Origin of the sequence: Haloplanus sp. CK5-1 (assembly GCF_037201915.1) — an archaeon.
GTDB classification, from domain to species: Archaea; Halobacteriota; Halobacteria; order Halobacteriales; family Haloferacaceae; genus Haloplanus; species Haloplanus salilacus.
The window spans coordinates 1,650,725-1,676,873 of sequence record NZ_CP147505.1; the positions used below are offsets into that span (position 1 = coordinate 1,650,725).

Annotated in this window: 29 protein-coding genes, 3 tRNA genes and 2 pseudogenes; 21 read left to right on the plus strand and 13 right to left on the minus strand. The window is 67.3% G+C overall.

Annotation, left to right across the window (positions count from 1 at the left end):
- Nucleotides 1-92 precede the first annotated feature (92 nt).
- From NBT81_RS08715 to mptA, 7 genes are all read left to right on the plus strand, one after another.
- Entirely contained in the window at nt 93-1,355 is a 1,263-nt protein-coding gene (locus NBT81_RS08715; RefSeq protein ID WP_338737636.1) for an NAD(P) transhydrogenase subunit alpha, read from the plus strand.
- Between the two features lie 6 nt (nt 1,356-1,361).
- Complete coding sequence (locus tag NBT81_RS08720) at nt 1,362-1,643, plus strand: NAD(P) transhydrogenase subunit alpha (protein WP_338737638.1); 282 nt, start codon at nt 1,362-1,364, stop codon at nt 1,641-1,643.
- 1 nt (nt 1,644) lies between these two features.
- Nucleotides 1,645-3,081, plus strand: coding sequence for an NAD(P)(+) transhydrogenase (Re/Si-specific) subunit beta (locus tag NBT81_RS08725; protein WP_338737639.1), 1,437 nt, complete (start codon nt 1,645-1,647; stop codon nt 3,079-3,081).
- 104 nt (nt 3,082-3,185) lie between these two features.
- Nucleotides 3,186-3,614 (plus strand): DUF1810 domain-containing protein, encoded by a 429-nt coding sequence (locus NBT81_RS08730; RefSeq protein ID WP_338737641.1) that lies wholly within the window; start codon nt 3,186-3,188, stop codon nt 3,612-3,614.
- Between the two features lie 70 nt (nt 3,615-3,684).
- Nucleotides 3,685-3,897, plus strand: a complete 213-nt coding sequence (locus NBT81_RS08735) for a hypothetical protein (RefSeq protein ID WP_338737642.1) — start codon at nt 3,685-3,687, stop codon at nt 3,895-3,897.
- A 51-nt stretch (nt 3,898-3,948) separates the two neighbouring features.
- Nucleotides 3,949-4,356: a DUF7124 domain-containing protein gene (locus tag NBT81_RS08740; RefSeq protein ID WP_338737643.1), complete on the plus strand. Its 408-nt coding sequence runs from the start codon at nt 3,949-3,951 to the stop codon at nt 4,354-4,356.
- Between the two features lie 43 nt (nt 4,357-4,399).
- Nucleotides 4,400-5,332 (plus strand): GTP cyclohydrolase MptA, encoded by a 933-nt coding sequence (mptA, locus tag NBT81_RS08745; RefSeq protein WP_338737645.1) that lies wholly within the window; start codon nt 4,400-4,402, stop codon nt 5,330-5,332.
- 4 nt (nt 5,333-5,336) lie between these two features.
- On the opposite strand, the gene NBT81_RS08750 is transcribed toward mptA, so the two are convergent.
- A complete protein-coding gene (locus tag NBT81_RS08750) occupies nt 5,337-6,149 on the minus strand; it encodes a TrmB family transcriptional regulator (RefSeq protein WP_338737647.1) in 813 nt (270 codons plus the stop codon).
- A 41-nt stretch (nt 6,150-6,190) separates the two neighbouring features.
- On the minus strand, nt 6,191-7,780 hold the full coding sequence (locus NBT81_RS08755) for a DUF255 domain-containing protein (protein WP_338737649.1): 1,590 nt from the start codon (nt 7,778-7,780) through the stop codon (nt 6,191-6,193).
- 90 nt (nt 7,781-7,870) lie between these two features.
- On the opposite strand from NBT81_RS08755, the gene NBT81_RS08760 reads away from it, so the two are divergent.
- Both NBT81_RS08760 and NBT81_RS08765 read left to right on the plus strand, forming a co-directional pair.
- Nucleotides 7,871-8,350 carry an FxsA family protein gene (locus NBT81_RS08760; protein ID WP_338737651.1) on the plus strand — a complete coding sequence of 160 codons (480 nt, stop codon included), beginning with the start codon at nt 7,871-7,873 and terminating at the stop codon, nt 8,348-8,350.
- 56 nt (nt 8,351-8,406) lie between these two features.
- Nucleotides 8,407-8,480: transfer RNA gene (locus NBT81_RS08765), tRNA-Ile, on the plus strand.
- Between the two features lie 133 nt (nt 8,481-8,613).
- Here NBT81_RS08765 and NBT81_RS08770 read toward each other — a convergent pair.
- Nucleotides 8,614-9,039 carry a DMT family transporter gene (locus tag NBT81_RS08770; protein WP_338737653.1) on the minus strand — a complete coding sequence of 142 codons (426 nt, stop codon included), beginning with the start codon at nt 9,037-9,039 and terminating at the stop codon, nt 8,614-8,616.
- Nucleotides 9,040-9,332: 293 nt separating this feature from the next.
- Here NBT81_RS08770 and NBT81_RS08775 point away from each other — a divergent pair, with 293 nt between their 5' ends.
- From NBT81_RS08775 to NBT81_RS08785, 3 genes are all read left to right on the plus strand, one after another.
- Entirely contained in the window at nt 9,333-10,289 is a 957-nt protein-coding gene (locus tag NBT81_RS08775; RefSeq protein ID WP_338737654.1) for an ROK family protein, read from the plus strand.
- 232 nt (nt 10,290-10,521) lie between these two features.
- Nucleotides 10,522-11,277 (plus strand): hypothetical protein, encoded by a 756-nt coding sequence (locus NBT81_RS08780; protein WP_338737656.1) that lies wholly within the window; start codon nt 10,522-10,524, stop codon nt 11,275-11,277.
- Between the two features lie 49 nt (nt 11,278-11,326).
- Nucleotides 11,327-11,476: a hypothetical protein gene (locus NBT81_RS08785; protein WP_338737658.1), complete on the plus strand. Its 150-nt coding sequence runs from the start codon at nt 11,327-11,329 to the stop codon at nt 11,474-11,476.
- A 141-nt stretch (nt 11,477-11,617) separates the two neighbouring features.
- Here the strand turns inward: NBT81_RS08785 and NBT81_RS08790 are convergent.
- A tRNA-Met gene (locus tag NBT81_RS08790) sits at nt 11,618-11,692 on the minus strand.
- Nucleotides 11,693-11,788: 96 nt separating this feature from the next.
- On the opposite strand from NBT81_RS08790, the gene NBT81_RS08795 reads away from it, so the two are divergent.
- Entirely contained in the window at nt 11,789-11,968 is a 180-nt protein-coding gene (locus NBT81_RS08795; RefSeq protein ID WP_338737660.1) for a hypothetical protein, read from the plus strand.
- Here NBT81_RS08795 and NBT81_RS08800 read toward each other — a convergent pair whose 3' ends face one another.
- Nucleotides 11,969-12,376 carry a translation initiation factor IF-2 subunit beta gene (locus tag NBT81_RS08800; protein WP_338737662.1) on the minus strand — a complete coding sequence of 136 codons (408 nt, stop codon included), beginning with the start codon at nt 12,374-12,376 and terminating at the stop codon, nt 11,969-11,971.
- Nucleotides 12,377-12,492: 116 nt separating this feature from the next.
- On the opposite strand from NBT81_RS08800, the gene NBT81_RS08805 reads away from it, so the two are divergent.
- Nucleotides 12,493-12,726, plus strand: a complete 234-nt coding sequence (locus NBT81_RS08805) for a UPF0058 family protein (RefSeq protein WP_338737664.1) — start codon at nt 12,493-12,495, stop codon at nt 12,724-12,726.
- A gap of 54 nt (nt 12,727-12,780) precedes the next feature.
- Here NBT81_RS08805 and NBT81_RS08810 read toward each other — a convergent pair whose 3' ends face one another.
- The gene (locus NBT81_RS08810) at nt 12,781-13,221 is read right to left on the minus strand and encodes a DUF555 domain-containing protein (RefSeq protein WP_338737666.1); all 441 of its coding nucleotides are present in this window, start codon (nt 13,219-13,221) and stop codon (nt 12,781-12,783) included.
- 194 nt (nt 13,222-13,415) lie between these two features.
- Here NBT81_RS08810 and NBT81_RS08815 point away from each other — a divergent pair.
- From NBT81_RS08815 to NBT81_RS08825, 3 genes and pseudogenes are all read left to right on the plus strand, one after another.
- A pseudogene (locus tag NBT81_RS08815) lies at nt 13,416-13,815 on the plus strand (ArsR/SmtB family transcription factor).
- A pseudogene (arsB, locus tag NBT81_RS08820) lies at nt 13,808-14,898 on the plus strand (ACR3 family arsenite efflux transporter). The pseudogenes NBT81_RS08815 and arsB overlap by 8 nt, the downstream one beginning before the upstream one ends.
- A 2-nt stretch (nt 14,899-14,900) precedes the next feature.
- Nucleotides 14,901-15,332 (plus strand): ArsC family transcriptional regulator, encoded by a 432-nt coding sequence (locus tag NBT81_RS08825; RefSeq protein ID WP_338737668.1) that lies wholly within the window; start codon nt 14,901-14,903, stop codon nt 15,330-15,332.
- A 15-nt stretch (nt 15,333-15,347) separates the two neighbouring features.
- Here the strand turns inward: NBT81_RS08825 and NBT81_RS08830 are convergent, their stop codons facing one another.
- The gene (locus NBT81_RS08830) at nt 15,348-16,265 is read right to left on the minus strand and encodes a DNA-3-methyladenine glycosylase family protein (protein WP_338737669.1); all 918 of its coding nucleotides are present in this window, start codon (nt 16,263-16,265) and stop codon (nt 15,348-15,350) included.
- A 41-nt stretch (nt 16,266-16,306) separates the two neighbouring features.
- Nucleotides 16,307-17,719: an APC family permease gene (locus NBT81_RS08835; RefSeq protein ID WP_338737671.1), complete on the minus strand. Its 1,413-nt coding sequence runs from the start codon at nt 17,717-17,719 to the stop codon at nt 16,307-16,309.
- A 134-nt stretch (nt 17,720-17,853) separates the two neighbouring features.
- Here NBT81_RS08835 and thrS point away from each other — a divergent pair, with 134 nt between their 5' ends.
- Nucleotides 17,854-19,776 carry a threonine--tRNA ligase gene (thrS, locus tag NBT81_RS08840; protein WP_338737673.1) on the plus strand — a complete coding sequence of 641 codons (1,923 nt, stop codon included), beginning with the start codon at nt 17,854-17,856 and terminating at the stop codon, nt 19,774-19,776.
- On the opposite strand, the gene NBT81_RS08845 is transcribed toward thrS, so the two are convergent.
- Nucleotides 19,773-19,967 (minus strand): hypothetical protein, encoded by a 195-nt coding sequence (locus NBT81_RS08845; protein WP_338737674.1) that lies wholly within the window; start codon nt 19,965-19,967, stop codon nt 19,773-19,775. The genes thrS and NBT81_RS08845 overlap by 4 nt on opposite strands.
- 237 nt (nt 19,968-20,204) lie before the next feature.
- Between NBT81_RS08845 and NBT81_RS08850 the strand changes: the two genes are divergently transcribed.
- Both NBT81_RS08850 and NBT81_RS08855 read left to right on the plus strand, forming a co-directional pair.
- A complete protein-coding gene (locus tag NBT81_RS08850; protein ID WP_338737676.1) occupies nt 20,205-20,384 on the plus strand; it encodes a hypothetical protein in 180 nt (59 codons plus the stop codon).
- A 493-nt stretch (nt 20,385-20,877) separates the two neighbouring features.
- On the plus strand, nt 20,878-21,093 hold the full coding sequence (locus NBT81_RS08855; protein WP_338737678.1) for a hypothetical protein: 216 nt from the start codon (nt 20,878-20,880) through the stop codon (nt 21,091-21,093).
- A gap of 274 nt (nt 21,094-21,367) precedes the next feature.
- On the opposite strand, the gene NBT81_RS08860 is transcribed toward NBT81_RS08855, so the two are convergent.
- Nucleotides 21,368-21,441, minus strand: a tRNA-Lys gene (locus tag NBT81_RS08860).
- Nucleotides 21,442-21,541: 100 nt separating this feature from the next.
- Here NBT81_RS08860 and NBT81_RS08865 point away from each other — a divergent pair.
- Entirely contained in the window at nt 21,542-22,999 is a 1,458-nt protein-coding gene (locus tag NBT81_RS08865) for a DHH family phosphoesterase (protein WP_338737680.1), read from the plus strand.
- Nucleotides 23,000-23,003: 4 nt separating this feature from the next.
- On the opposite strand, the gene NBT81_RS08870 is transcribed toward NBT81_RS08865, so the two are convergent.
- From NBT81_RS08870 to NBT81_RS08880, 3 genes are read right to left on the minus strand one after another with little or no spacing between them, the layout of a single operon-like run.
- A complete protein-coding gene (locus tag NBT81_RS08870) occupies nt 23,004-23,294 on the minus strand; it encodes a PRC-barrel domain-containing protein (RefSeq protein WP_338737682.1) in 291 nt (96 codons plus the stop codon).
- Between the two features lie 53 nt (nt 23,295-23,347).
- Nucleotides 23,348-25,546, minus strand: a complete 2,199-nt coding sequence (locus NBT81_RS08875) for an LUD domain-containing protein (protein WP_338737683.1) — start codon at nt 25,544-25,546, stop codon at nt 23,348-23,350.
- Entirely contained in the window at nt 25,539-26,045 is a 507-nt protein-coding gene (locus NBT81_RS08880; RefSeq protein WP_338737685.1) for an LUD domain-containing protein, read from the minus strand. The genes NBT81_RS08875 and NBT81_RS08880 overlap by 8 nt, the downstream gene beginning before the upstream one ends.
- Nucleotides 26,046-26,149: the final 104 nt, after the last annotated feature.

The window sequence follows — 26,149 nt, forward strand, 5'->3', positions numbered from 1 at the left end:
GATTCGCCCGAGATTTTATGTGAACACTCCGAGATGCCTCGGCACGTGAGTCACACTCACATGGTACACGTGGCCACGAGACGACACAACGCATGTCGAGGGAGCGTCGGTCGACGATCGGTAGCGACGGCGACGGCGACGGCGACGGCGGCGCCAGCAGGTCGGGGCACCGAGCCATGATCGTCGGCGTGCCGAGCGAGACGGCCGAGGGCGAAACACGCGTTTCGCTCATCCCCAAGGTGGCGAAGAAACTGGTCGACCGGGACATCGACGTGTGTGTCACGAGCGGTGCGGGCGTCGGGTCCGAGTGGTCGGACGACGCCTACCGCGAGGCGGGGTGTACGGTCGTCGACGGCCGGGACGAGGTGTTCGACCGGGCGGACGTGATCTGTCAGGTCAGGGGGCTGGCGGCCAACGAGGGAGAGCCGATGGACCCCTACCGGGAGGGACAGGTCGTGATCGGCACGCTCGGTCCCTACGACCTCGAGGAGGGGACGTGGGAGGAACTGGGCGACCGCCGGGTCAGCGCCTTCGCTCTGGAGTTCATGCCCCGCATCAGCCGCGCCCAGAGCATGGACGTGCTGTCGTCGATGGCGAGCGTCGGCGGCTACAAGGCGGCGCTGGTGGCGGCCGAGCGACTGCCCAAACTCTTCCCGCTGGAGATGACCGCCGCGGGCACCGTCCAGCCCGCGGAGGTGTTCGTTATCGGCGCGGGGGTCTCGGGGCTGAAGGCCATCTCGACGGCCGAGCGCCTCGGCGCGTCCGTCCGGGGGTACGACATCAGACTGGAGGTGAAACAGGAGGTCGAGAGCCTCGGTGCGGACTTCGTCGAACTCGACTTGGAGACGGAGGGGTCGGGCGACGACGAGGGGTACGCCGTCGAGATGGGCGAGGAGTTCTACGAACAACAGCGCAAGGAACTGGGGCGGGTCGTCCCCGAGTCGGACGTGGTGATCACGACGGCGGCCATCCCCGGCGCACCGGCACCCGAACTCGTCAGCGAGGAGATGATCACCGACATGGACGACGGCTCGGTGATCGTCGACCTCGCGGCGGCCGACGGCGGCAACTGCGATCCGACGGTGGCCGACGAGACGGTCACCTACGAGGGCGTGACGGTGTTCGGCCCGACCAACCTCCCGGCGACGGTGCCGGGGACGGCGAGTCAACTGTTCGCCAACAACCTGTACAACTTTCTCGACCACCTGCTGGAGGACGGCACACTCGATATCGACACGACGGACGAGATCATCGACTCGACGCTACTCACCCACGATGGCACGATACGACGACCCCACGAGGAGAGCGACGAACAGGACGCCGAAGACGAGGAGGACGGGACGGATGAGGGGTGACCGAGCGTGACGTTCGTCGGGAACCTGACGCTGTTCGTGCTCTCGGCGTTCGTCGGCTACGAGATCATCACGAAGATCCCGACGAACCTCCACACGCCGTTGATGTCCGGGGCGAACGCCATCTCGGGGATCACGCTCCTCGGGTCGGTCGTCGTCGCGGGGTCGGGATCGACGACCCTCGCGACAGCGCTCGGTTTCGTCGCGGTCGTGATGGCGACGATCAACGTCGTCGGCGGGTATCTCGTGAGTCACTTCATGCTCGACCAGTTCAGCCAGCGGGGGAAGTGAGATGGCGGGCGTGATCGGCGGTCTCCCGGACGCGGTGTTGCAGTTCGCGTACCTGATCGCGGGCGTCCTCTTCATTCAGGGGTTGCGCGACATGACACACCCGCGGACGGCGACGCGCGGGAACCAAATTTCGGCGCTGGGGATGTTCGTCGCGGTGGCGGTCACGGTGCTCTGGTTCGAGATCCTCTCGCCGCTGGTGCTCGCGGCCGCCCTCCTCGTCGGCGGGGGGATCGGCGCGTGGCTGGCGGTGACGGTCGAGACGACCGAGATGCCCCAGCTAGTCGGCCTGTTCAACGGCTTCGGCGGCGGTGCCTCCGCGCTCGTCGCGGGGGCGGAGCTGGTCGACCTCACCGCCACCGGGAGCGGTCTCCCGGTCGGCGTGACCGTGACGGCAGCCATCGCCGGCATCATCGGATCGGTGACGTTCTGGGGGAGTCTCGTCGCCGCCGGCAAACTCCACGGGCTGGTCGGCGACTCGCCCGTGAGCACCAACGTCGGTCACGGGATCAAGGTCGTGACGCTCCTGACCGCCCTCGCGGGTGGGGCCGCGCTGGTCGTCCAACCCGGTATCGTCGGCGGGGGGCTGGCCGACCTGGTCCCGTCGTACTGGGTTCTGGTCGTCGCCGCGTCGGTCCTTGGCGTGTTCCTCGTCGTCCCCATCGGCGGGGCGGACATGCCCGTGGTGATCGCGCTCCTGAACTCCTACTCCGGACTGGCCGCCGCGACGACGGGGTTCGTCCTCGACAACACCGTCCTCATCATCGCGGGAACGCTGGTCGGCGCGTCGGGGCTGATCCTGACGGTCATCATGTGCGAGTCGATGAACCGATCGCTGGTCAACGTCCTCTTCGGCGGCCTCGGGAGCGACGAGGAGTCCGAGGACATGGCGGACATCTACGAGGGATCGATCAGCGAAACCTCCGCCGAGGAGGTCGAGATGTTGCTGGACGTGGCCGACCGCGTCGTCATCGTCCCCGGCTACGGGATGGCCGTCGCACAGGCCCAACACGCCGTCGCCGAACTGGCCGAACTGCTGGAGGAAGAGGGCGTCGACGTCGAGTTCGGCATCCACCCGGTCGCCGGTCGGATGCCGGGACACATGAACGCGTTGCTGGCCGAGGCCGACGTCCCCTACGACAAGATGCGGGAACTGGAGGAGGTGAATCCGACGTTCTCCCAGACGGACGTCGTGATCGTCACGGGGGCCAACGACGTGGTCAACCCGATGGCGAACACCGACGACTCCAGCCCCATCGCCGGCATGCCGGTCCTGAACGTCGGCGAGGCTCGCTCCGTGATCGTCAACAAGCGCAGTCTCAGCCCCGGGTTCTCCGGCATCCCCAACCCGCTGTTCGCACAGGACAACACGAGCATGCTCTTCGGCGACGCCAAGGAGTCCATGCAGGAACTGGTGAACGTCTACAAGGAGAACCGCTAACTCCGTCCCGGGGCTCGCCGAGCGGGTAGTCGTACACGCCGCCGCACCGCTGTCGGCGGTTCCGCCGGTGAATTCAAACCCGAACGGCGGTGTATCTGGACGACGTGTCCGATCCTCACGACTTACAGCGGTTCGTCGCGGCGCAAGATCCCGTGATCGAACAGGTGAAGTCGGAACTGCGGTCGGGGCGCAAGCGAACCCACTGGATGTGGTTCGTCTTCCCACAGGTCGCCGGCCTCGGCAGCAGCGAGATGGCCCGGCGGTACGCGATATCGTCGCGGGCCGAAGCGGAGGCGTACCTGTCGCACCCGGTGCTTGGGCCGCGGCTGACGGAGTGTACGGGGATCGTGAACGGGATCGACGGGCGCTCGGCGACCGAGATATTCGGCTCGCCAGACGACCTGAAGTTTCGATCGTCCATGACGCTCTTCGACGCCGTCGCGGACGACCCGACTCCGTTCGGAACGGCGCTGGAGCGATACTACGGGGGTGATCCCGACGAGCAGACGTTACAGTTCCTCTCCGACTCCTGAGGGGTGCGGGGAGAGGCCATTCGGCGGGATCGACGAAACCTTTATCATCGTTAGTGTTCATTGGTATCATATGACACGGACCGTCGGCACGGAGTACGAGGTGAACCGAACGAACTCGGTGCCCGAGAGCGCCCGGGTCCGCCACTTCGACGAACTCGACGACGCGGCACAGGAGTATCTGGTTCACGTCGAGGCGGGCGCGTCGCCGCGGGATCCGACGACCCTCTCGGGCCTCGACGAGGGCGACGTGGTCGTGTTCACCGACTACTACCACATCCAGTAGGCGTGGCGGCCGGACCGAAGCGGTTTTGCCCGCGCCAGCGGTAGCGACCCTATGGACAGCGGCGGCACGATGACGCTCGCGTTCGAACTCGAGGCGCTCAAACGACTCGCGGATCCGAACGCGGTGTTCGACGACGCCCGCAAGTGGACCGAGTACGTGGGCGTCCTCAGCGATCGGCCGACGTACGTCGTCACCAACTTCACGCGCAAGCGACGCATCCGCCAGGACTTCTTCTCGGGACCGCGGGGCGTCGACGAGAGCCTCGAGAACGTGCGCGACCAGTTCGACACCGACCGGCACGTCTTCGTCGGTACGACCGACGAGGACCGGGCCGCCGCGGAGGCGGCCGACTGGGAGTTTCTGTCCGTCGAGGAGGCGGCGGAGTTCGCCGAGTGGGACCTCGGCGAACCGAGCGAGGAGGACCCCTTCGAGACCGAGACGCGCGACGACTGGCCCTGACCGACCGAAAGCCATAATCGCAGCCAAGCCTTGCCCATAGCCGATGAGTCACCAGTTGCCTGACGTACAGGCAAGCCAACCCGACGTGACCGTCGGGCTCAGTCAGGTCGGCGTGACCGGGGTCGAGAAACTCGTCAAACTCGACCGGAACGGGCAGCGCCCGATCGTGCTGATGGCGGAGTTCGAAGTGTTCGTCGACCTGCCCAGCGGCCGCAAGGGGATCGACATGAGCCGGAACATGCAGGTGATCGACGAGACTCTAGAGGCGGCCGTCTCGGAACCGTCCTACCGCGTCGAGGAGGTGTGTGGCGACGTGGCCGAACGCCTCCTCGAGAAACACGAGTACACCTCGACCGCCGAGGTCCGGATGGAGGCCGACTACGTCACCCGCGAGCAGACGCCAGCGTCGGGGCTCGACACTCAGAACACCGCGACGATCATCGCGGGGGCCGTCGCCACCGAGGAGGGGACCAGGGAAGAGATCGGTGCACGCGTCACCGGGATGACGGTCTGCCCCTGTTCGCAGGGGATGTCGGAGTCGCGGGCCCGCGAGACGCTCGCCAGCCTCGGCGTCGACGACGAGACGACCGAGGCGTTCCTCGACGAGGTGCCCCAACCGGGTCACTCCCAGCGGGGTCACGCGACGCTGACGATCACGAGCGAGGGCTCGCCCGACGTGGACCTCCGGGACGTGATCGACGTGGCTCGCGACGCGATGAGCGCCCGCATCTACAACCTCGCGAAGCGCCCCGACGAGGACCACATGACCTACCACGCCCACGCCAACGCGAAGTTCGTCGAGGACTGCGTGCGGTCGCTCGCCGAGTCCGTCGTCGAGGAGTTCGACCACCTCGCCGACGACACCGTGATCCACATGAAGCAGTCGAACGACGAGTCGATCCACCAGCACAACGCCCACGCGGAACGCGAACTCTCCCTGGAGGCGCTCCGAGAAGAAGTCGGATTCGAGGGGTAACGCGTCAGGCGTCGTCGGGATCGAGGGGCGTCGAGTCGGCCCACTGCCGGTCGAAGACGTCCCGGGCGTCGTCGGCGAACGCCGCGTCCTTGAAGTCGATCATGGCGAGCGTCTCGCCGGGATCGAGTGGGTTCGGCACCTCGATACACACCTCCACGTCGTCGACGAGCGTGAACGTGCCGTCGATGGCCGTCGACGCGCGGGACTCGTATCCGTCCCGCTCCGAGAGGCGGTTCGCGTAGGCCTCGCTGAGGTCGTCGGAGACGGTGTCGAGGAGCGCGGGGTGGATGAGGACCGACACCGTCACGCCCCGGTCCAGCGCCGCCTCGAACGCTTCGAGGGCCCGCTTACCGACCACGCCGAGGTCGACCTGGGTAGAGGGCACTCCGGCGACGTGCCGGATACGGTCGTCGGCGGCGGAGAGGCGTTCGAGCAACAGGTCGACTGTCTCCTCGGGGCCGACGGCGGCCGTCCAGAACTGTTCGTCGACGGCGTCGGCGGCATCGAGGTCACCGACCAAGTCGTCGGCGACGGCCTCGTAGCGCTCGGCCTGCTGGTCGAGTTCGCGCTTGCGCGCCTCGACGAGGCGATCCAGTGCGGCCTCGGGTTCGACCGCGACGTACTTCTTCGGGCGACTCGCCGCCTGACTCCGGACGAGGCCGCTGCCCTCCAGTCCGTTGAGGACGTCGTAGATCCGTCCCATGGGCACGCCGCTCGCGTTCGACAACTCCTTGGCCGTTGTCGGGCCGTGGTCGAGGAGCGTCCGATACGTCTGGGACTCGTACTCGGACAGCCCGAGGTCACGGAGCGAGGCCATACGCGAGGCTGATGGTCGACGGACAAAAACGAACCGCTCGTTTACTCGACGAGCGTGGCGACACAGTCGACGAGGTCGGACGGCGTCGTCACGGTTCGCGAGCGCTCGCCCACGCGGACGACGGCGGTCCCGGGATCGGCGTCCTCGGCGGCGGGCCGGACGACCTTCTCGTGGTCGGCGACACGGAGGGCAGCGCGGTGGAGGTCACTCCCGGGGCCGGGATCGGTCGCAACGGAGATCACCAGCGGGTCGCGACACAGGCGAGCGGCGACGGAGCCGTAGCCGGCGACACGGACGCCGAACCGATCCCACGCACCGGCGAACGCGCCGACCGCCTCGCTCGCGACATCGCGGTACCGGTCGTCACCCGTCAGGATCGACAGGTCGAGCAGGGCGTCGGCCATCTCGACGTTGTCGTCGAGTGGTCGGAGCGGGCGGTCGAGTAGCCCCGATCCCTCGGCCGGTCCGTCGCGGAAACAGCCGTCGGCGAACAGGGCCTCGACGGTGCGGTCGGCGACGTCCCGGGCCACCGCGAGGGCGTCGGCGTCGCCGAGGACCTGCGCCGCGCGGACGCCGGCGGCGACCGTCCGTGCCCCGTCGGACAGCAGGAGCGTCGGGGCGTCGGCGTCCACGTGGTGGCGGACGACGCCGTCGTCGACGAACGTCGAGCGGAGCGTCGAGAGCGTCCGGCGGGCGTACTCGCGGGGACGGTCGGCGTCGGTGTACGACGAGAGGACGAGCAGGGCGTCGACCGCGAGGGCGTTCGAGTCGGCGAAGGCCGTCAGGTCCGTCCGGGGTTCGCCGTCGTCAGCGGGCCCCTGACTCCCGCCGAACGCCGATCCGTTCCAGAGCACGTCGATCAGGTAGTCGACGGTTCGCTCGGCCCGGTCGCGGTAGTGCTCCTCGCCGGTGTAGCAATAGGCGTGGGCGAACGCCCGCACGAGTGCGGCGTTGTCCGCGAGGAGTTTCGCGCGGTCGGGGTCGGACCAGTCCCGACCCCGGGCGTAGCGGTAGAAGCCGCCACGCTCCTCGTCGAACAGGCCGCGGGCGACGGCGTCTACGGTCTGCCGGGCCTTCACGGGGTCGCGCTTGAGCGCGAACTCGATGGTTCGGGGCAGGGGAAACTTGGGTGTGTCGCCCCAGCCGCCGTTCTCGGCGTCGAACGCCTCGTCGAGTCGGCCGGCGAGGTGTTCCTCGATGCGGTCGGTCACCGCCCCCGACGGCGGCGGGTCGCCGGCGAGCGACCGCGGGACCCGGCCGGCGTCGAACCCGCTCTCGTCCCAGCGCTCGCGTACCCGGTCGATCACCTGTCGCATGCCGTCGGGGCCGAGAAAGCCCGCGCCGGCGATGCGGTCGCCGTCGGGCGTACAGAACACCGTCGACGGGAAGCCGCCGACGTTGTACCGCTCCCGGACCCGCGGGTGGCGGTCCACGTCGACGCGGACGGGCACGAACCCGTCGTTCAGGTTGGCCGCGATCCGTGGCTCGGCGTACGTCCGGGCGTCCATCTCGTGACACTCCCCACACCACGTCGCCGTCAGGGCGAGCAGTACGGGCGACCCCCGGTCGCGGGCTTCGGCGAACGACTCGTCGCCCCACGACCGCCACTCAACGCGCGTGCCCTCGGTCATAGCGTCACTCGGGGACGGGCGGGCCTAAGCCCTTCGTCGTCCGACCCGCGCGTCAAAAGGGCTATGAGTGGGCCGCCGGTAGTGGGCGGTATGCGCCTGCGCTGGGTGTTCGCGCTCCTGTTGCTCATCCCCTTGGCCGACGCCCTGTTGCTCGTCGTCGTCGCCGACGCCGTCGGCGCGCCGGTGACCGTCGCACTGGTCGTTCTCACCGGACTGATCGGTATGTTGCTGGTCCGAGCGGAGGGGCGACACACGATCAACAGCCTCCAGCGACGGCTCGCGACGGGCGAGGTGCCGACGAAGGAACTCATGGACGGTGGCCTGCTCATCGCCGCGGGTGCGTTCCTGCTCACGCCCGGCCTCGTGACCGACGCCATCGGCTTCCTGCTCGGCGTCCCGCTGACGCGGGCACCGATCCGGGCGGTTCTCGAACGACTCGTGGTGCGGCCGTACCTGGACCGCAAGAGCGGTGGCTTCGTCACCGGCGGCGTCTACACGGCCGGGTTCCCGAACGACGACGAGGACGTCTACGACGTGGACGGCGGTTCCTATCGCGTCGACGACGAGTAGAGCGCGAACGGAAACGCTTAAACTCCCGACCGGGCAACGGTTGAATGCGCTCACCTGGGCCAATAGCTCAGTCAGGTTGAGCGCTCGGCTGATAACCGGGAGGTCCGCGGTTCAAATCCGTGTTGGCCCACCTTTCAGACGGTCTCCGACCGTCGCTGGGGCCACAACTCCCCAGCCAACTCATCTCTGTTCCTACACACCTCGGAGACGCGTCACCGTACCGGGGGTTCCGAGTGCGTCGTAGGACCTGCGGGTCGTCGTCGCTATCGAGTGATCAAGACGATACTCAGCCCAGCGAACGCGATTCCGGCGAACTTCGTCAGCGTGACCTCGTCTCCGAGGACAGCCATGCTGATGATGGCCGCGACGACGAAGTACATCGCACCGAGCGTGGCGACTATCGTCGTCGATCCGTGGGAGAAGCCGATGTACATCGAGATGAGGCCGGCTCCGGTGAACAACCCGGCCACGCCGGCGAGCAGTCCACCTCTCGCCGTGACGGCGAGTGACGCGTCCGAAACGAGGAGGAACCCGAGTGCGAGGAGGCCCGCCACGAGATACGAGATCGCGGCCGCCGTCCTCGGGTCGATGGACTCCGACGCGGCATTGCCCAAAACCGTCCAGATTCCCCACGTCACCATCGTAATCGACCCGAACAGGATGCCGGAATCGACTTCGACGAATCCCATCGGTGACCGGTTCGCAGCGGCGGTTAAATAAACCGGTGCTAATCACGACCGATCTTTAACACGACCGCCACTGCGCGGGACTTCGTCGCCGGGCCGGGGTGGACGTGCAGGCGGCCCCGGCGAGTCCCGCACCTGCCCGTGTCGACGGCGGCGGCAGTGCGTCGAGGGGCGGTGGGGCTCTCCGCGAGCCACGCGTTCGCTCGTCGAGTCACGGGCGTGACGTGTCCGTCACATCGTCCGAACGCCGACCGACGCGATACATCCATCACCCCGCGGCCGGTAACCGAGAGTCGATGACACACCTCCTCGGGATCGACATCGGCGGTACGAACCTCCGGGCGGCCGTCGCGGACTCCGATGGAACCGTCGTCGGGCGCGCGGAACGATCGACGCCGGCCGGGAGCGACGCGATCACCGAGGCGACCCTCGGCCTCGTCGACCGCGCCTGTGCGGACGCCAGGGTCGACGCGAGCGACACCGTCGCCGCGGGGATCGGATCGATGGGTCCCATCGACCGGGCGGCGGGGACGCTCGTCGACCCGCCGAACGCCCAGGGGATCGACGAACCGGTCCGTCTCGTCGAACCGCTCCGGGATCGACTCGGCACCGACGCGGTGGAACTCCACAACGACGCGACCTGTGGTGCGATCGCGGAGCGGGCGGCCGGGATGGCCGAGAACCTGGTGTATCTCACGCTCTCGACCGGGATCGGGGCTGGGGCAGTCGTCGACGGGGATGTCCTCGTCGGCGCGGGCGGCAACGCCGCCGAGATCGGTCACGTGACGGTCGATCCGCGGGGACGGCTGACGTGTGGCTGTGGCGGCGACGGGCACTGGGAGGCGTACTGTGGGGGGAAGAACGTCCCCCGGTACGCGGCGCACCTCCGGCGGGAGTCGGGGGACGGGATCGAGACCGACCTCCCCGCCGACGCGTCGGCGTTCACGGCGAAGGCGGTATTCGACCGCGCCGGCGACGATGACGACCTGGCCGACCTGGTCGTCGAACGGATCGGCCGGTGGAACGCCATCGGGGTCGCGGCCGCGGTCCAAGCGTTCGCGCCGACCCGGATCGTCCTCGGCGGCGCTGTCGCACTCGAGAACCCGGACGCGATCCTCGACCCGATCCGCGAGGGCATCCCGAGGCGGGTGTCGATCGATCCCCCGGAGATCGGACTGACGGACCTCGGCGCGGACGCCGTCCTCCAAGGAGCGGTGATGATCGCTCGCCGCCGCGCGGACCGGGCGGAGTGACGACCCGCCGGACCCGCGTGTCCGGTCGGCCGCAACGTTCATATTGTGGTGTGTTGTACCATGTCGTGGAGGGTGATGACGGAGTCTACCGACCGACAACACCACTCGCGACATGCCGCACAGTCGCCGGACCGGCCATCCGGCGAGGACCGTCCGTCTTCTCGTCCACCCCACACCCTTCGTTCGCGAACCCAGAACCGTTAACAGTCCGTTCGTCCGAATCGACGGGACGATGGGAACGTTACTGGCAGTGCTTGGCCTCGTCGCCGACGTTGGATACGACCTCCGACGGCTCCACGGACTGTGGATGGCGCTTGCCTTCCCACAGCTTCGCGACTCGCATCCGGTCGTGAATCGTTGGACACCACGGACGACGGGACAGCAGTTGGCGTATCGGGCGTGGGCGGTCCTCGGCGGCGTGGGGCTGTTCGTCGGCTACCCCCTCGCGGTTCTCGGACTGCTCGTCCGGTTCAACGTCCGGCGCGTCGACCGGACGACGACGCGGTTGGGGGGCATCGGCACCGTCCTCCTGGCGATACTCGTCTGGGGCGGGCTGACCGTTCTGGCGCGCGCCCGGTTCTCACCCGAAGGGTTCTTGGCCGTCGCCGCCGCCGGATCGGTCGCCGTCGTCTCGACGGTCCTCGCGCTCCTCTTCGGGCGACTCGGCGGGCGGCTGACGAGCGTGTTCGTCGCCTACCCCTTCGGCGTCGTCGCCGTCTTCCTCCCGCCGGTGGTGGCGGCGCTCTACTCCCCGACGCTCGCGAGCGTCGTCTTTCCCCGGAGTGAGACGGTCGCGGTGTGGCTCCTCGACGGCCTACTCGCCTACGGTGGGCTCGACACCGTCCTCCGGGAGCGCTTCGAACTCGTCGGCTTCGGCTACGTCGCGATGTGGGGGTCGCTCGCGGTACCCGTCGGCTGGGCGTTCGGCGTCCTCGTGACGCTCGCCAACCTCGTCCGGCCGACCGACGACGACCCGGACGACGGGTGAGCCGAGACGGGATGGACACCTCCAAGGCCACCGAGCGACTGGTCGGGGTGTGGTCGTCATCGTGACCTGCGAGGAGTGCGGGCGGGGCTACTCACACACCCGGTTCGTCGGCGACGCCGACCGCCACGGCGCACGGCCGATCCAGTGCCCGAACTGCTACGCGTACCTCGGGCGCACCGAACAGGGTTCGGAGTCCTGACGCCGGCGACGGACGGGGGCGCCGTCGCTCCTCGCTCGTGGTGTCGGCCGGAAGATAGTGGGACGTGGATTCGAACCACGCGGGCTCGCTCCACCCGTCGCTCGCCCTCTCGTTCAAATCAGCTACACGAACCACAAAACATAGCGGGAAGTGGATTTGAACCACCGATCTCCGGGTTATGAGCCCGGCGGAATCTCCTGGCTATCCCATCCCGCTACCGGACTCTACCTCCGAAGCGCCGTTAAGGGTTTTGAAATCACGACGGGGTGTCGTCGCCGAACGATTAATGAGACTTCGTGACACAGACGGGGTATGGTCGAAGCGTTCGTTAGACTGCTGTGCCCCGAGTGTGGAAAGGACTGGGAGGACGACCCGAGCGACCTCCCGGGTCACCGCAAGAATTTCACCTGTTCGGGATGTCACGCGACGCGACGGCTCGCGGAGTTCATGCGGACGGAACGCGACCTGGAACTCGTCAAGCAGTTCGACTGATCACAGGTCCGGAACGGCAGAGAGTGCACCGCAAGCGTCGCATTTCAACACCGTCGCGCCGCGCTCCTCGACCAGTCGCGTATCGGGAGAACCGCACTCCGAACACGTCACGAACGACTCGACGTACTCGTCGACGGCGTCCGCGACACGGGACTGCTTGAAGTCGCCGGTGAACCGGGCGCGTCCCCGGTCGTCGATGCCGGCGCTCGTCCCGAGTTCCGTCTGGAGGAACTTGAAGAGGTGGCTCCGGTCGCGATTCAGGCGGTCGTGTGTCTCCCCGAAGTTCTCGTAGATAGTTTCGTTGCCCTCGGATCGAACCGTGGGATCGGGCACCTGAAACCTGTCGGCGGAATCGGTGATCTCCGGTGTCTCGTCCAGGGCACGGTCGAGACTGTCTTCGTAATCCATGTCCACATCTGACACGGCGGCGGACTAAAACGTTTCAAAACGGCGTGAACCCCGGGTCGCATGTTAACCCAACTCAAGATAATAATATAACCTTCCACACGCTACGAATGGTTGTTATGAAAAAGCAGGAGCTCATTCACCTGCACGGCCTCCTGGCAGAGGTAGAAAAGCAGTGTTCGGCGTGGCACGACGGCGAGATCGATCTGACGGCCTACGAGGAGATGGGGGTGCGACCCACATCGATCCACAAATCGAAGACCGACCACAAGGCGGCTGTTTTCAAGTTGGCTACCGGGATCACGACGTCCCTGGAGACGTCCGAGGAGCGCGTCGCTCCTCGCGCGGACTGAGTCACGAGGTGGTCTCCCACCGAACGCCCGACACGCCAGTGGCGACGCCGTGACTCACTCGTCGACCAACTCCTCGAACTCGGGGATGAGGTCTTCGTCCCCGTCCTCGTCTTCGTCTTCGTCGGCGTCACTGTCGCTCGCGTCGTCCGTCGTCGCCTCGTCGTCGCTCCGCTCGACCTCCAGTATCGAGAGCGGGATGTTCTCCAGTCGTTGGCCGATCTCTTTCCGTGCGATGCGCGAGGCGTGTTCCTCCTGTTCGACGTTGAAGACGGTCATCTCCAACTCCAGTGCGACGAGGGCCTCGTCGGCGGCGATGAAGGCCGGCGGGAGTTCCTCACCCGACGGCGACGTCCGCGAACCCATGTCGATCTCGACGTAGTTGAGATCCGGATTCAGCATCTCGCCCGTCTTCGAGATGGCGATGCGGATCGCCTCGTCGGGAGTCTCGACGTCGTACACCGGAACCGCTGCCTCGACGACGACTCGACAGTCCATGCTACCGTACTTGTTCTTCCACCGTCATGAAGCTTCGGCCGGAGGGGAAGGATCGACCATCCGAACGGCCAGTGTAGTTTAGACATTGTTCAATCGATTGCGAGGAAGTTTTGCTGGTGTCTCTAAACAGATCTCGGGACTACTTGGGGCGTTCGTCGAAACAGTTAATTGAACAAATACTAAACTGAATGTCGATGGCACAAGCGACGGAGCGTCTCCGGCGGTATCTCGCCACCGAGATCGAGGGGTGTCGTGACGAAGACGTCGAGCGACGACTCGACGAACTCGGAACGCTCGAAGCGGCGCTCGGGAGCGACCGAGTGGAGGCCGAGCTGGGCGTCCTCTCCGCGCTCGCCAACGAGACACGCTACACGCTCGTTCGGACGCTCGTGGCCGCGGCGGAGGAACTGTGTCTGTGAGTTGCACGCCGTCGTCGACGTGACCGAGAGCGGTCTCAGCCACGCGCTTTCGCAACTCGTCGAGGCGGGGCTCGTCGACGGCCGAAAGGAGGGCCGGTGGAAGAAGTACCGTGCGACCAACCGCGCGGTCGCCCTCGTCACCGTCCTCAAAGGGAGCGTCGACGTCGATGAGTAGCGTCCACGACCACGGCCCGAACTGTGGCTGTGAGAGCTGTGGCGATCCGCGGTCGATGGATTTCCTCGACAAGTATCTCACCGTCTGGATCTTCGGTGCGATGGCGGTCGACGTCGGCTTGGGATACGCCGCGCCGTCGGTCACCGCCCCGATTCGGGACCTCCACCTCGTCGAGATCGGGCTCGGCGTCATGATGTATCCGCCGCTGGCGAAGGCGGACTACTCGCAACTCCGGAGCGTCTTCGCCAACTGGCGCGTCCTCGGCCTGAGCCTCGTCCAGAACTGGCTCATCGGCCCGACCGGAGTACTTCCTCGGCCTCGTGTTCATCGGGATGGCCCGCTGTATCGCGATGGTGCTCGTCTGGAACGAACTCGCGGAGGGATCGACCGAGTACGTCACCGGACTGGTGGCGTTCAACAGCCTCTTTCAGATCGTCACCTACGGCGTCTACGTCTGGTTTTTCGGCCTCTTCCTCCCACTGCTGCTGGGGATGGAGGCGCTGGTCGCCGGCATCACGACGTTCGACGTGACGCCGACCCAGGTGTTCGAGGCCATCGTCGTCTTCCTCGGCATCCCCTTCACCGCCGGCGTCCTCACCCGCTACGTCGGCACCCGACGGAAGGGTGAGGCGTGGTACGACGAGGAGTTCGTCCCGCGGATCGATCCGCTGACGCTCGTGGCACTCCTCTTCACCGTGGTCGTCATGTTCGCCACGCAGGGCGACAACATCGTCGCCGCACCCGGCGACGTACTCCTGATCGCCGTCCCGCTGACTATCTACTTCGTCGTGATGCTCCTCGTGAGCTTCGGCATGGGTCGGGGGAATCGGGGCGGACTACTCGACGACGACGGCCATCGGCTTCACCGCCGCCTCGAACAACTTCGAACTCGCAATCGCCGTCGCCGTCGCGGTGTTCGGCGTCGGCTCCGGTGTCGCCTTCGCCACCGTCGTCGGGCCGCTGATCGAGGTGCCAGTCCTGTTGGCGCTGGTCAACGTCGCGCTGTACTTCCAGCGGCGGTTCGAGTGGGGCGAGGGCATCGACGACGGAATTGCGACGCCGGACCCGAGGAGTGACGATTGATCATGTCAGAAACCAATACCGAACCGATCCGTATCGCCTTCGTCTGTGTCAGGAACGCCGGGCGCTCGCAGATGGCCGCCGCCTTCGCGGCGCGCGAACGCGACCGGCGGCGACTCGACGGGGAGGTGGAGATTCTGAGCGGCGGTACCCACCCGGCCGACGCCGTCCACGCCGTCGTGGTCGACGCGATGGCCGAGGTCGGCATCGACGTCTCGGATCGAACACCCCGAGAGATCACCGACGCCGAACTCGGAGCCTGCGACCACGTCGCGACGATGGGCTGTTCGACGCTCGACCTCGGGGAGGTAGACGTCCGCGACTGGGCACTCGACGACCCCGGCGAGGAGGATATCGAACGGGTCCGGGAGATTCGCGACGAAGTGGAGCGCCGGGTCGTGGCGCTGTTCGACGAACTCGACGCGGAGCGGGCGTAACGGGATCGGCGTCGGTCACTCCGCGTCGGTCGTCCGAAGGTAGTAGAACAGGTAGGTCTGGGCGTACCCCGCGAACTCGCCACCCAAACGCTCGCGGATCGCCCGGGAGGTGTCTGCGTAGGAGCCGCGGTCGCAGTCGGGGAAGTGGTCGGCGATGGCCGTCCGGATCCACGTGTCGAGTGGCACGGCTTCGAGGTAGCCAAGCGAGAACAGCAACACGCAGTCGGCCACCTTCTCTCCGACGCCGACGAAGGTGGTGAGATACTCGCGGGCCGTCTCGTACGGTCGCCCGCGGGCGGCCTCCGGAGTGGCCTCGCCCTCGGCGACCATCGCAGCGGTCCGCCGGACGTACGGCGCGCGGTAGCCGAGTTTCAGGTCGCGCAGCTCCGACTCGGAGCGGGCGGCGAGGCGCTCCGGCGTCGGGAAGGCGTGGTACGTCCGGCCGTCGGCGGCGAGCGTCTCGCCGTACTCGCGGGCGAGTCGGAGCTGCATCCCGTGGATGCGAGCCACCCGCATCTGTGCCGAACAGATGAACGAGATCAGGCAGGGGAAGGGCGGATCCCGGACCAGCCGCATCCCCCGATACGCGTCGTACGCGTCGGTCAGAAGCGGGTCGTCCGGCGTCGCGGCGAGGACGGCGTCGAGGTCGTCGTCCAGTCGCAGGAGGTGGGTCAGGAGTGGGACGGCGTCGGTCGTCGACTCCCACTCCAAGCGACCGTCGACCTGCCGCACGCGGACGACGGCCCGATCGTTGCCGACGCGATCGATCGGCGGAACGACCGTCTCGTACCACGCGTCGCCGCCGTGGGCGACGTCGTCCCCGTACATCCCGCCGTCGGGCCGGTCCCAGAGGTAGCTCTGCCCGCTCTCGACCGTCGCCTGGAGGTCGAACGGGCCGTCGAGGTCGTCGAGTGAGATCGCCCCGCGTTCCATGTCGCCGGGTTCGTCCGGCGGGGTTTCCCGGTTTCGCTTTCCTACTCGTCGTACGCGGCGTCGAGTGGCGGACGATAGCGGTCGTGTTCGGCCCGGTAGTCCGCCGCGACTGCGAGGACGACGACGCCGACGAGTTCCCAGAGGAGGGCCGCCGGCACCACCGTCAGGAGTGGGTCGCGTACGAGAACGGCGTCGGGGACGACTGAGAGGGAAGGGGCCCACCGAGCGACGCCGAGGGTCGTCGCGGGGTCGAGGACGACGACGTACCGGAGGACTGCGGCAGCCGCGACGGCGCCGAAGACGGAGACGACGGCGAGAACGGCCGGGGGGAGGCGAAGCCGACACCGCCGGTAGAGCGCGGGCCGAACCGCCGGGAGGGCGGCCGCCGAAACCGCGACCGCGGCGTACGGGAGGAAGATACCGACGAGGGAGAGGTAGAGCGCGGGCCCGACGGCGTCGAGGACGACGACGACGGCCGCCAGAGTGCCGGTCAGCGCGAGGGCGGGATCGGGGAGTCCGGATCGCGTGGCGCGGTCGATACCCGAAACCACGTCGCCGAGGCCCCGGATCGTCGACGTCGGACGCCACACCGTCGCCAGCGCGGCACTCGCCGTCGCCAGCGTCACTCCGGGGACGAGGAGGGACTGTGGGGCGACGCCGAGGGCACTGGCGGCCGCCTCGGTGAAGGGGGCGGTCGCGAACACGAGCCGGGACCACGGGATGACCCCCAGCGCGACGAACGCGGCGACGGCGGCGACCGCCCCGGCGAGCAAGATACCGGAGAGAACCGCTCGGGGGACGGTTCGCCGCGGCTCCCGTGTCGACGCCGCGAGCGCCACACCACCCTCGAAGCCGGCGAAGCCGACGAGCGTCGCGACGGTGGCGGCGCCGAGCGAGCGCAGCGGGGCGTTCCGGAGCGTCGGCGTCGGGAACAGCGGCGAGAAGTTGGCCGGGGCGAGGGCCGTCAGTCCGGCGACGACCATGCCGACGAGGAGCGCGAGGAGTGCGCCGACCGTCCAGAGTTGGATCCGCCCGGCGACGGCTGGACCGAGGGCGTGGACGGCGACGACGACGACGAGGACGGCGAGGGCCGCGGCGGTGGGTACAGCGGGAGCGAGGGTTCGGCCGAGGGCGGTGACGAGGGCGGCGAGGACGGCGGCGTAGGCGCCGACGGCTGGCCACGCCGCGAGGAATCCGAGCGGTCGGGACCCCCACGTCCGCGAGACGGCGAAGTAGACGACTCCCTCGCGTTCGGCGAGCGGACTCGACAGGAAGATGGCGTGGGGAACGCCGACCGCACAGACGGCGAGCGTCGCGACGAGGTAGGCCGCCGGTGTGCCGGGTCCGCCGAGGTTCTCGACGCCACGAGGGACGACGAACACGCCGGCCCCGAGCGGGAGGCTGAGCGAGACCGCGAGGACGTGTCGGAGTCCGAGGGGGCCGGCACGGGACACGGCCTCACGTTACATCGACGAAGGATAACTTCGGGGGCCGTCGGCCGTGCCGAACAGGACGGCACACGAGCGTCGAAACCCCGTCAGGGACTCGTGTTCGACAGAATTATTCCGCTCGTCCGACTTCCACCGGTATGAGCGAAATCGTAGTGGCGCTTCCCGACGGATCGGAACTCACCGTCGAGGAGGGGTCGACGGTCGAGGACGTCGCCTTCGAGATCGGGCCGGGCCTCGGACGCGACACCGTCGCGGGCGTCGTCGACGGCGACCTCGTCGACAAGGCCACGCCCCTCTCCGACGGGGCCGACCTCGTCATCGTCACCGAGGACAGCGACGAGTATCGCCGCGTGTTGCGCCACTCGGCGGCCCACGTCTTCGCACAGGCACTCCAGCGCCTCCACCCCGAGGCCAAACTCGCGATCGGACCACCGACGGACGACGGCTTCTACTACGACGTGACCGGCGTCGACCTCGACAGCGACGACCTCGAAGCGATCGAGGCCGAGGCCGAGGAGATCATCGCCGAGGACCTCGACATCGAACGCGTCGAACGGCCACGGGACGAGGTCGTCGCGGCCTACGAGGACAACCCCTACAAACGGGAGATCATGAACGAGGAGGCGGCGGGCGAGGACCCCGTTACCGTCTACCGACAGGGCGAATTCGAGGACCTCTGTGAGGGTCCCCACGTCGAGTCGACCGGCGAGATCGGCGCGTTCACGCTCCTGAACATCTCCTCGGCGTACTGGCGTGGCGACGAGGACAACGACACGCTCACGCGTGTGTACGGGACGGCCTTCGCCGACGAGGACGAGATGGAGGCCTACCTCGAACGTCGACGGAAGGCCGAGGAGCGCGACCATCGAAAGCTCGGCCAGGAACTCGACATCTTCTCCATCGACGAGACGACGGGGCCGGGACTGCCGCTCTATCACCCGAACGGCAAGCGGATCCTCGACGAACTCGCCGGCTACGCCCGGGACCTCAACCTCGACGCGGGGTACGACCCCGTCGAGACCCCACACCTCTTCCGGACGGAACTGTGGAAGAAGTCGGGCCACTACGAGAACTACGTCGACGACATGTTCCTACTCGACGTGAACGACGAGGAGTACGGGTTGAAGCCGATGAACTGCCCGGGACACGCGACCATCTTCGACCAGCAGTCGTGGTCGTACCGGGACCTCCCGGTCCGCTACTTCGAGGACGGCAAGGTGTACCGGAAGGAACAGCGCGGCGAGTTGTCCGGGCTCTCGCGGGTGTGGGCGTTCACCATCGACGACGGCCACGTGTTCGTCCAGCCAGAGGGGATCGAGCGCGAGGTGACGCTCGTGATCGACAACATCTTCGAGGTGTTCGAGACGTTCGACCTCGACGCGGAGGTCGCGCTCGCGACCCGACCGGAGAAGTCCGTCGGGAGCGACGAAATCTGGGAGCGCGCCGAGTCACAACTCCGGGCGGTGCTCGACGACCACGGGATCGACTACGACGTCGAGGAGGGCGACGGGGCGTTCTACGGGCCGAAGATCGACTTCGCGTTCGAGGACGCACTCGGTCGGGCGTGGGACGGGCCGACGGTCCAACTCGACTTCAACATGCCCGAGCGGTTCGATCTGACCTACACCGGCGAGGACAACGAGGACCACCGACCAGTGATGATCCACCGCGCGCTCTATGGCAGTTACGAGCGGTTCCTGATGGTGCTGATCGAGCACTTCGACGGGAAGTTCCCACTCTGGCTCGCGCCCGAACAGGTGCGGATCCTCCCTGTCAGCGACGACAATCTCGGCTACGCCCACCGCGTCGCGAACGAACTCGACGACTTCCGGGTGGAGATCGAGGACCGATCCTGGACCGTCGGCCGCAAGATCCAACAGGCTCACAGCGACCGCGTGCCCTACATGCTCGTCGTCGGCGACGACGAGGAAGCGGAGGGGACGGTGTCCGTGCGGGACCGGGACGAGCGAGAGCGGTCGGACGTGGACCGCGAGACGTTCGCCGCCCACCTTCGAGCGGAACGCGACGAAAAACGTGTCGAACCGGACTTCCTCGACTAGTCGAGCATCGCCTGGTTCTCCTCGTCGATCAGGTTGTTGAGGCGGCGGCGAATCCCGGTCGAGAACTGATGTTGTGCGTGTCGGGTCGGTGTCTCGGTCGAGACGGGCCGGGTCTCGTCGCGCCATCGGGCGTCGGGTCGGGGTTGGTCGGTCGCGGTGCGCTGGGTCGTGGACGGCTGTTGTGTGCTCATTCGGAGTGGGTCGGATCGGGTCGGTCGAACGTCGATACCTGTCGATGGAGAAGGGTCAGTCGCGTACAGGTACGACGTGCGAGTGCATCGACCGAGTCGACGGCCCTATCCTTCATAAAAGTTCCTGTTCTACACGGCAGCGGGAGGGTCGGGTCGGCGCGACGACGGTGCGAAGACACTTGTGAACGGCCCGAAACGGTCCGATATGGACGTTCGAACCTCCCGCGTCGACACCCAGTGTCGGCGTTGACGACCGCCGCGGCCGTGATCGCACTCGTCGCCACGGCCGCCTACTTCGCCGGGGTGGTCCCCGGCGTCCCGAAGACGCTCCCGGCGTTCGTCAGGTTGGTGTCGGTGACCCTCGTGTTGTTCGTCGCCGCGACGGTGGCGTGGATCGCGGCGCTCGCGACGGAGTGACGCGGCGGGGGCGTGACCCACCCCGTGGCGACGACGTTGCCGTCGCAGTGGCGGAGTCGCCAGCGCCGCTCGTCGCCCCGGTCGCGGAAGCGGGCGAGCCTCCGCGATCCGCCGCCGTCCCGGCGCGGGTGGGTCGTCCGCCGCCGGGACGTCGGTACCGACGGCGTTCGCACCCTCGCCCGACCGGATCACACAGGTCACCTAGTACGCCTTGAGTCGTGTCAAAGGATCTCCAATTGGTGTTAATATTAATAGCCATATGCACATTGTATTTTTGTTTCTTCGCGAATTCGCAACTGGTGTGAAACGAAATATATCCGATCGGGCCAGATTCGTCGTATTCGCAGTCGGACTGCTCGCCGTGATAGTTGGGGTATCGGGCGTGGTAGTGGCCGAATCCCAACCGATTTCCGCGGACCACTCGGCCACTCCTTCGGGTGGGATCGAAATATACGAACACCGGACGGAAGCCGGGGAGGAAGTACACACCATCGTGCTCCCCCCGGAGAGGGTCGCCGAGACGGGGGTAGGCGACGAGGTGGTCGGGATCGTCGTGATCCCGGAGCGTGACCGTGTCTGTCAGGCTGTCGACGGCAAGAGTTACGAGGCCGCCAACGCCGGGTGTATGGAAGACGAGTCGACGGTCGATGCGTACCTCGACGCGACCGCCGTCGAACGACTGTCGGGTGGGGATTACACGGTCGAGTAGCGGGACCGACCGGATATCCCACCGTCGCGTCGCACGGGCCGGGAGGGAGTTGAACCACGGTCGTTCCGCTCGCTACGCTCCGTTCTCTGGTTCGACTCCTCCGTATACCGTTCGCGCGACACGGCTCCTCGTGTCGCTCACTCCGCTCGTCGCGTAGTGTCGCGCAGAAGCGGGGCCGGGAGGGAGTTGAACCACGGTCACTCCGCTTCGCTCCGCTCCCTGGTTCAACGCCCTCCGTAGCCGCTTCGCTCCTCACTCTCGTTCGGAGCGGAAGCGGGCCGGGAGGGAGTTGAACCCCCGACCGACGGATTAAGAGTCCGTCGCTCTACCTAACTGAGCTACCGGCCCTCGGCGAGTTCTATCCGTGGCCAACTAAAAGGCGTTTCCCTTCCGACCCGGTCGGACGAAGGGACGGCATTAAGTGAAATGCTACGATACGTCGGATCACATGAGTTCCGTGGCTCCGGTCTCGACGATGTCCTCGTACGCGATTCTCGGCTGCGGGAGCGTCGGTCACGCTGTCGCCGAGGACCTCGACGCTGACGGCAAGGACGTGTTGATTCTCGATCGTGACGAGAGCCGCGTCGAAGCGCTCCGCGACCAGGACCTCGACGCGCGGCGAACGGACATCCGCGACGACGAGGTGGCGGACCTGGTAGCCGACCGGGACGTCCTCCTCATCCTGGCGTCGGACGTGGAGGCGAACAAGGCGGCGGTGTCGACGATCAGGGAACGAGGCGGCGACCAGTTCATCGTCGTCCGGGCCTCCGACCCCGTCTCCGAGGACGAACTCACCGAGGCGGGCGCGGACGTCGTCATCAACCCCTCGCAGGTGATCGCGGAGTCGGCCCTTCGGGCACTGGAGACGGGAGAACTGGAGTACAAGGCCCAGCAGCTCGCGGAACTCCTCGGCTCGACCGACGGGACACTCGCAATCCTCACCCACGACAACCCCGATCCGGACTCCATCGCGAGCGCGGTCGCACTTCGGGCTATCGCCGAGGCCCACGGCGTGGAGGCGGACATCATCTACGACGGCGACATCGGCCACCAGGAGAACCGGGCGTTCGTGAACCTCCTCGGCATCGAACTCCTCCCCCTCTCCGAGGTGGAGTCACTGGAGAATTACCCGCTGATCGCGCTGGTCGACCACATGAAGTCGGGTGACCTCGGCCTCGACACCGAGGTCGACATCTTCATCGACCACTACGAACCGGAGACCGACTACGACGCCGGCTTCATCGACGTGCGGCCGAACGTCTCCTCGACGTCGACCATCCTCACGAAGTACATCCAGGAGTTCGACCTCTCGCCGAGCGAGGCGGTGGCGACGGCGCTGTTGTACGGCATCCGCGCCGAGACGCTCGACTTCAAGCGGGACACGACGCCCGCGGACCTGACGGCGGCGGCGTACCTCTACCCCTTCGCCGACCACGACACACTCGAACAGGTGGAGTCGCCGTCGATGTCGCCGGAGACCCTCGACGTCCTGGCGGAGGCGATACAGAACCGGCAGGTCCAGGGGAGTCACCTCGTCTCGAACGCGGGGTTCATCCGCGACCGCGACGCGCTCGCACAGGCCGCCCAGCACCTCCTGAATCTGGAGGGCATCACCACGACGGCGGTGTTCGGCATCGCCGACGACACCATCTACCTGGCCGCCCGATCGAAGGACATCCGCATCAACATCGGGAACATCCTCGACGACGCCTACGGCAGTGTCGGCGAGGCGGGTGGCCACTCGACGCAGGGCAGCGTCGAGATTCCGCTCGGCCTCTTCACCGGCATCGAGGCGAGCGAGAACAACCGCGACACGCTCCTCTCGCTGGCCGAGGAAGCGGTCCGCAAGAAGTTGTTCGACGCGATGGGCGTCGAGAGTACCGGAGAAACCGGAAACGGGAGCTGACGACTCAGGCCACGACGTCCTCGTCCTCGTCCTCGTCCTCGAGTCGCTCGACCACGTCGCTGATCAGGATCACGTCACCGACCGCACGGACCCAGCTGTAAGGGATCATCACGCCCTTGCCGGACTCGATCCGGTCGGCGAACAGTTCCCGACTGAGTTCGCCGAGCGCGAGCCCGGTGACCGTCTGACCGCCGAGATCGAGGCGAACGTCCTCGACTTCGCCGACGAATGCCCCGTTGTTCGAGTAGACCTCGCGCCCGACGAGCGTCGTGATCTCCTGTGGCGTGCCGTCCATATCCACACCTGTTCGTGACGGGTCTTAATAGTTCGCGGATGCGGTTCCCGCGACTACCGCGGTGCGACCAGTTGGATCGGGTGCCGGGGTCGCCGCGAGAGCAGCGCGTCGAGTTGTTCGAGACAGGACGTGCCGCTGGCGACCACTTCTCGATCCCCCGTCTCCGGGGTCGTGAACTGCTCGGCTAGGTCGTCGCCGACGTCCATGCTCAGTTCGTAGTAATCCTCCTTGTAGCCGAACGATCCGGCCATCCCACAACACTCCACGTCCGAGGTGACCACGTCGTAGCCCAAGTCTTCGAGGACCGTCACGGTGTGGGCCTCGAGACCGAGGGTGCGTTGCTGGCAGTGTGCGTGGTAGGCGACGGCGTCGTCGCCGCCACGGAGGGCGTCCGTGTCGGCCCCGTTCTCCAGCAGGCCGTAGACGTACTCCATGATCTCGTAGCTGTTCTCCTGGAGCCGTTCGACGGAGGCTTCGGGGAGGAACCGCTCGTACTCGCGGTCGAACATGGCGAGGTCGGAGGGTTCGATCACGATCACGTCCCGGCCGGCGTCGACGTGTTCGGCGAGGCTCCCGTACACGTCGTGGGCGTGGTCCTCGGCGGTGGCGATCATGCCCTGCGAGAGCGGGGCGCGGCCGCTGGATCGGACGGCGGGCACGCGGACCGAGACGCCAAGCGCCTCCAAGGTCCGGACCGCGGCCTTCCCGCGTTCGACCTGGACGTGGTTGGTGTAGACGTCGGGGTAGAGGACGACCTCTCGGGACGGGTCGGAGACCGTCGAGACGCGGCGGTCGAACCAGTCGACGAGCGTCTCGCGCCGGAACTCGGGGAGGTCGCGCCGCGCGTCGACGCCGACGACGCGTTCGAGCGCCCACCGTGCGGGCGCGGTGTCGGCGAGCCAGTTGGAGACGGGGGCGGTCGCGCTCCCGAGTTTCGCCAGCGTCTCGAAGTTGCCGAAGAGACGCTTGTCGAGGTCGAGTCCGCCGGGTTCCTCGTCGGGGGTGAGACCCTCGACGAGGAAGTCAGCACCCTCGGGCTCCTCGCCGCGGTTGACCCGGTCGCGGACGACCGTGTTGATCCACGGGATGTCGATCTTGGTCGGACAGCCGTTGACACAGCGCGAACAGCCGGTACAGAAGTCGTTGAACTCGGCCGCGGTGTCGAGGCCCTCGACGCCGGCCTCCCAGCCGGTGCCGATGCCGCCGGAGTAGGTCTCGCCGCCGAAGCCGTGGCCGCCGACGTGCTGGAAGTTGGCACAGGAGTTGGAACACTGCCCACACCGGATGCAGTACAGCGTCTCGCGGAGCTGGTCGTCCTCGCGCATCGCCATCCGGCCGTTGTCGACGAGGACGAGGTGGAAGTCGCGGTCCGAGTCCCGCTCGGAGAGGGGCGTCTCGTCGTCGTCGAAGTCGAGGGTCGGGGAGTCGACCGGCGGCGTGAGCAGGGAAACGTAGGCGGTGAGGTCCTGTCCCGTCCCCGACCGGGCGAGGAGTTCGAGAAACGGCGAGAGGTCGTCGGTCGAGGGGATCACCTTCTCCACACCGGCGACGGCGACGTGGGTGTCCGGTGTCACCGCACACTTCCGGGCGTTGCCCTCGCTCGTGACCAGTGCCATCGTCCCCGTGTCGGCGGTGACGAAGTTCGCGCCGGTCACCCCCACGTCGGCGTCGCGGATGAGTTCGCCCAGCCGCTCTCGCGCGAAGCTGGTGAGTTCGTCCGCGGTTTCGGGGGGGTCCTCCGGGTCGAACGTCTCCGCGAACAACTCGGCGATGCTCTCCCGGGACCGGTGGATGGCGGGAGCGATCAAGTGAGAGGGCGTCTCGTCGGCCAACTGGACGACCCACTCGCCGAGGTCGGTCTCGACCACGTCGGTGCCGTCGGCCTCGAGGGCGTCGTTGAGGTCGAGTTCCTCCGTCGTCATCGACTTGCTCTTGACGACCCGGTCGGCGTCCTCGTCGGCCACCACCTCGCGGACGTATCGGTTGGCGTCGGCGGCGTCGTCGGCGAGGTAGAGGTGGCCGCCGTTCTCCTCGACGGACTCGCGGAGCTCCTCGATCAACTCCGGGAGACGGTCGATGGCGTCCTCCTTGATCTCCCTCGCTTGCGTCCGGAGCTCCTCGTAGTTCTCCAGGCCCGCGACGGCCTCCTTGCGCTTCTCGTTGAACCCCTTCGTGTTCTCCTCGATGGCCGGGCCCTCGGTCGCCATCAGCCGCCGAATTTCGGCGGCCTTGTCACCCTTGCCCTTACTCATCGAGCATCACCACGTGGACCGCTTCGGGGCCGTGCGCCCCGAGGACCAGCGCACCCATGTCGGCGGTGGCGCTCGGACCGGTGGCGACGATGCTGCTCTCGGCCCGGTCGCTCGCCGCCTCGCCGAACCGATCCATCGCTTCGGGGAGGTCGGGAACCACGTCGCTCGCCCGGACGACGGGGACGTGCAGTTCCGGGTAGAGACTGACCGGTTCGGCCCCGTCGGGAGTCGAGGGCAACAGGACGCTGCCGTAGTTCGCGACGCCGAGACTGGCGGGGGTGATCCCCGTCGACGCGCGCTCCAGGTCGGCGGCGGTCGGATCGACCGTGACCGACTCGGGGTAGTCGACGTCGAAGGGGAGAGGGACACCGACCGCGGGGTCGCGAACGACGTCGTCGAGCGTCGTCGCGAACGCTTCCGCGGTCGTCCGGGTGCAGTCGACGCCGAGGGAGTCGAGGGCGTCCTCGAACGTCGAGAGGGTCGTGCTCGTCGTAGCCATAGGCTGGCGTTAGCACTCACCTGTTTTTGTAGCTTCGGTCCGGGCGTCGGATACTGTCCAGACGAGAGGCCAAACACAGTGAGGGCGTGGGTCGAACGACGCCA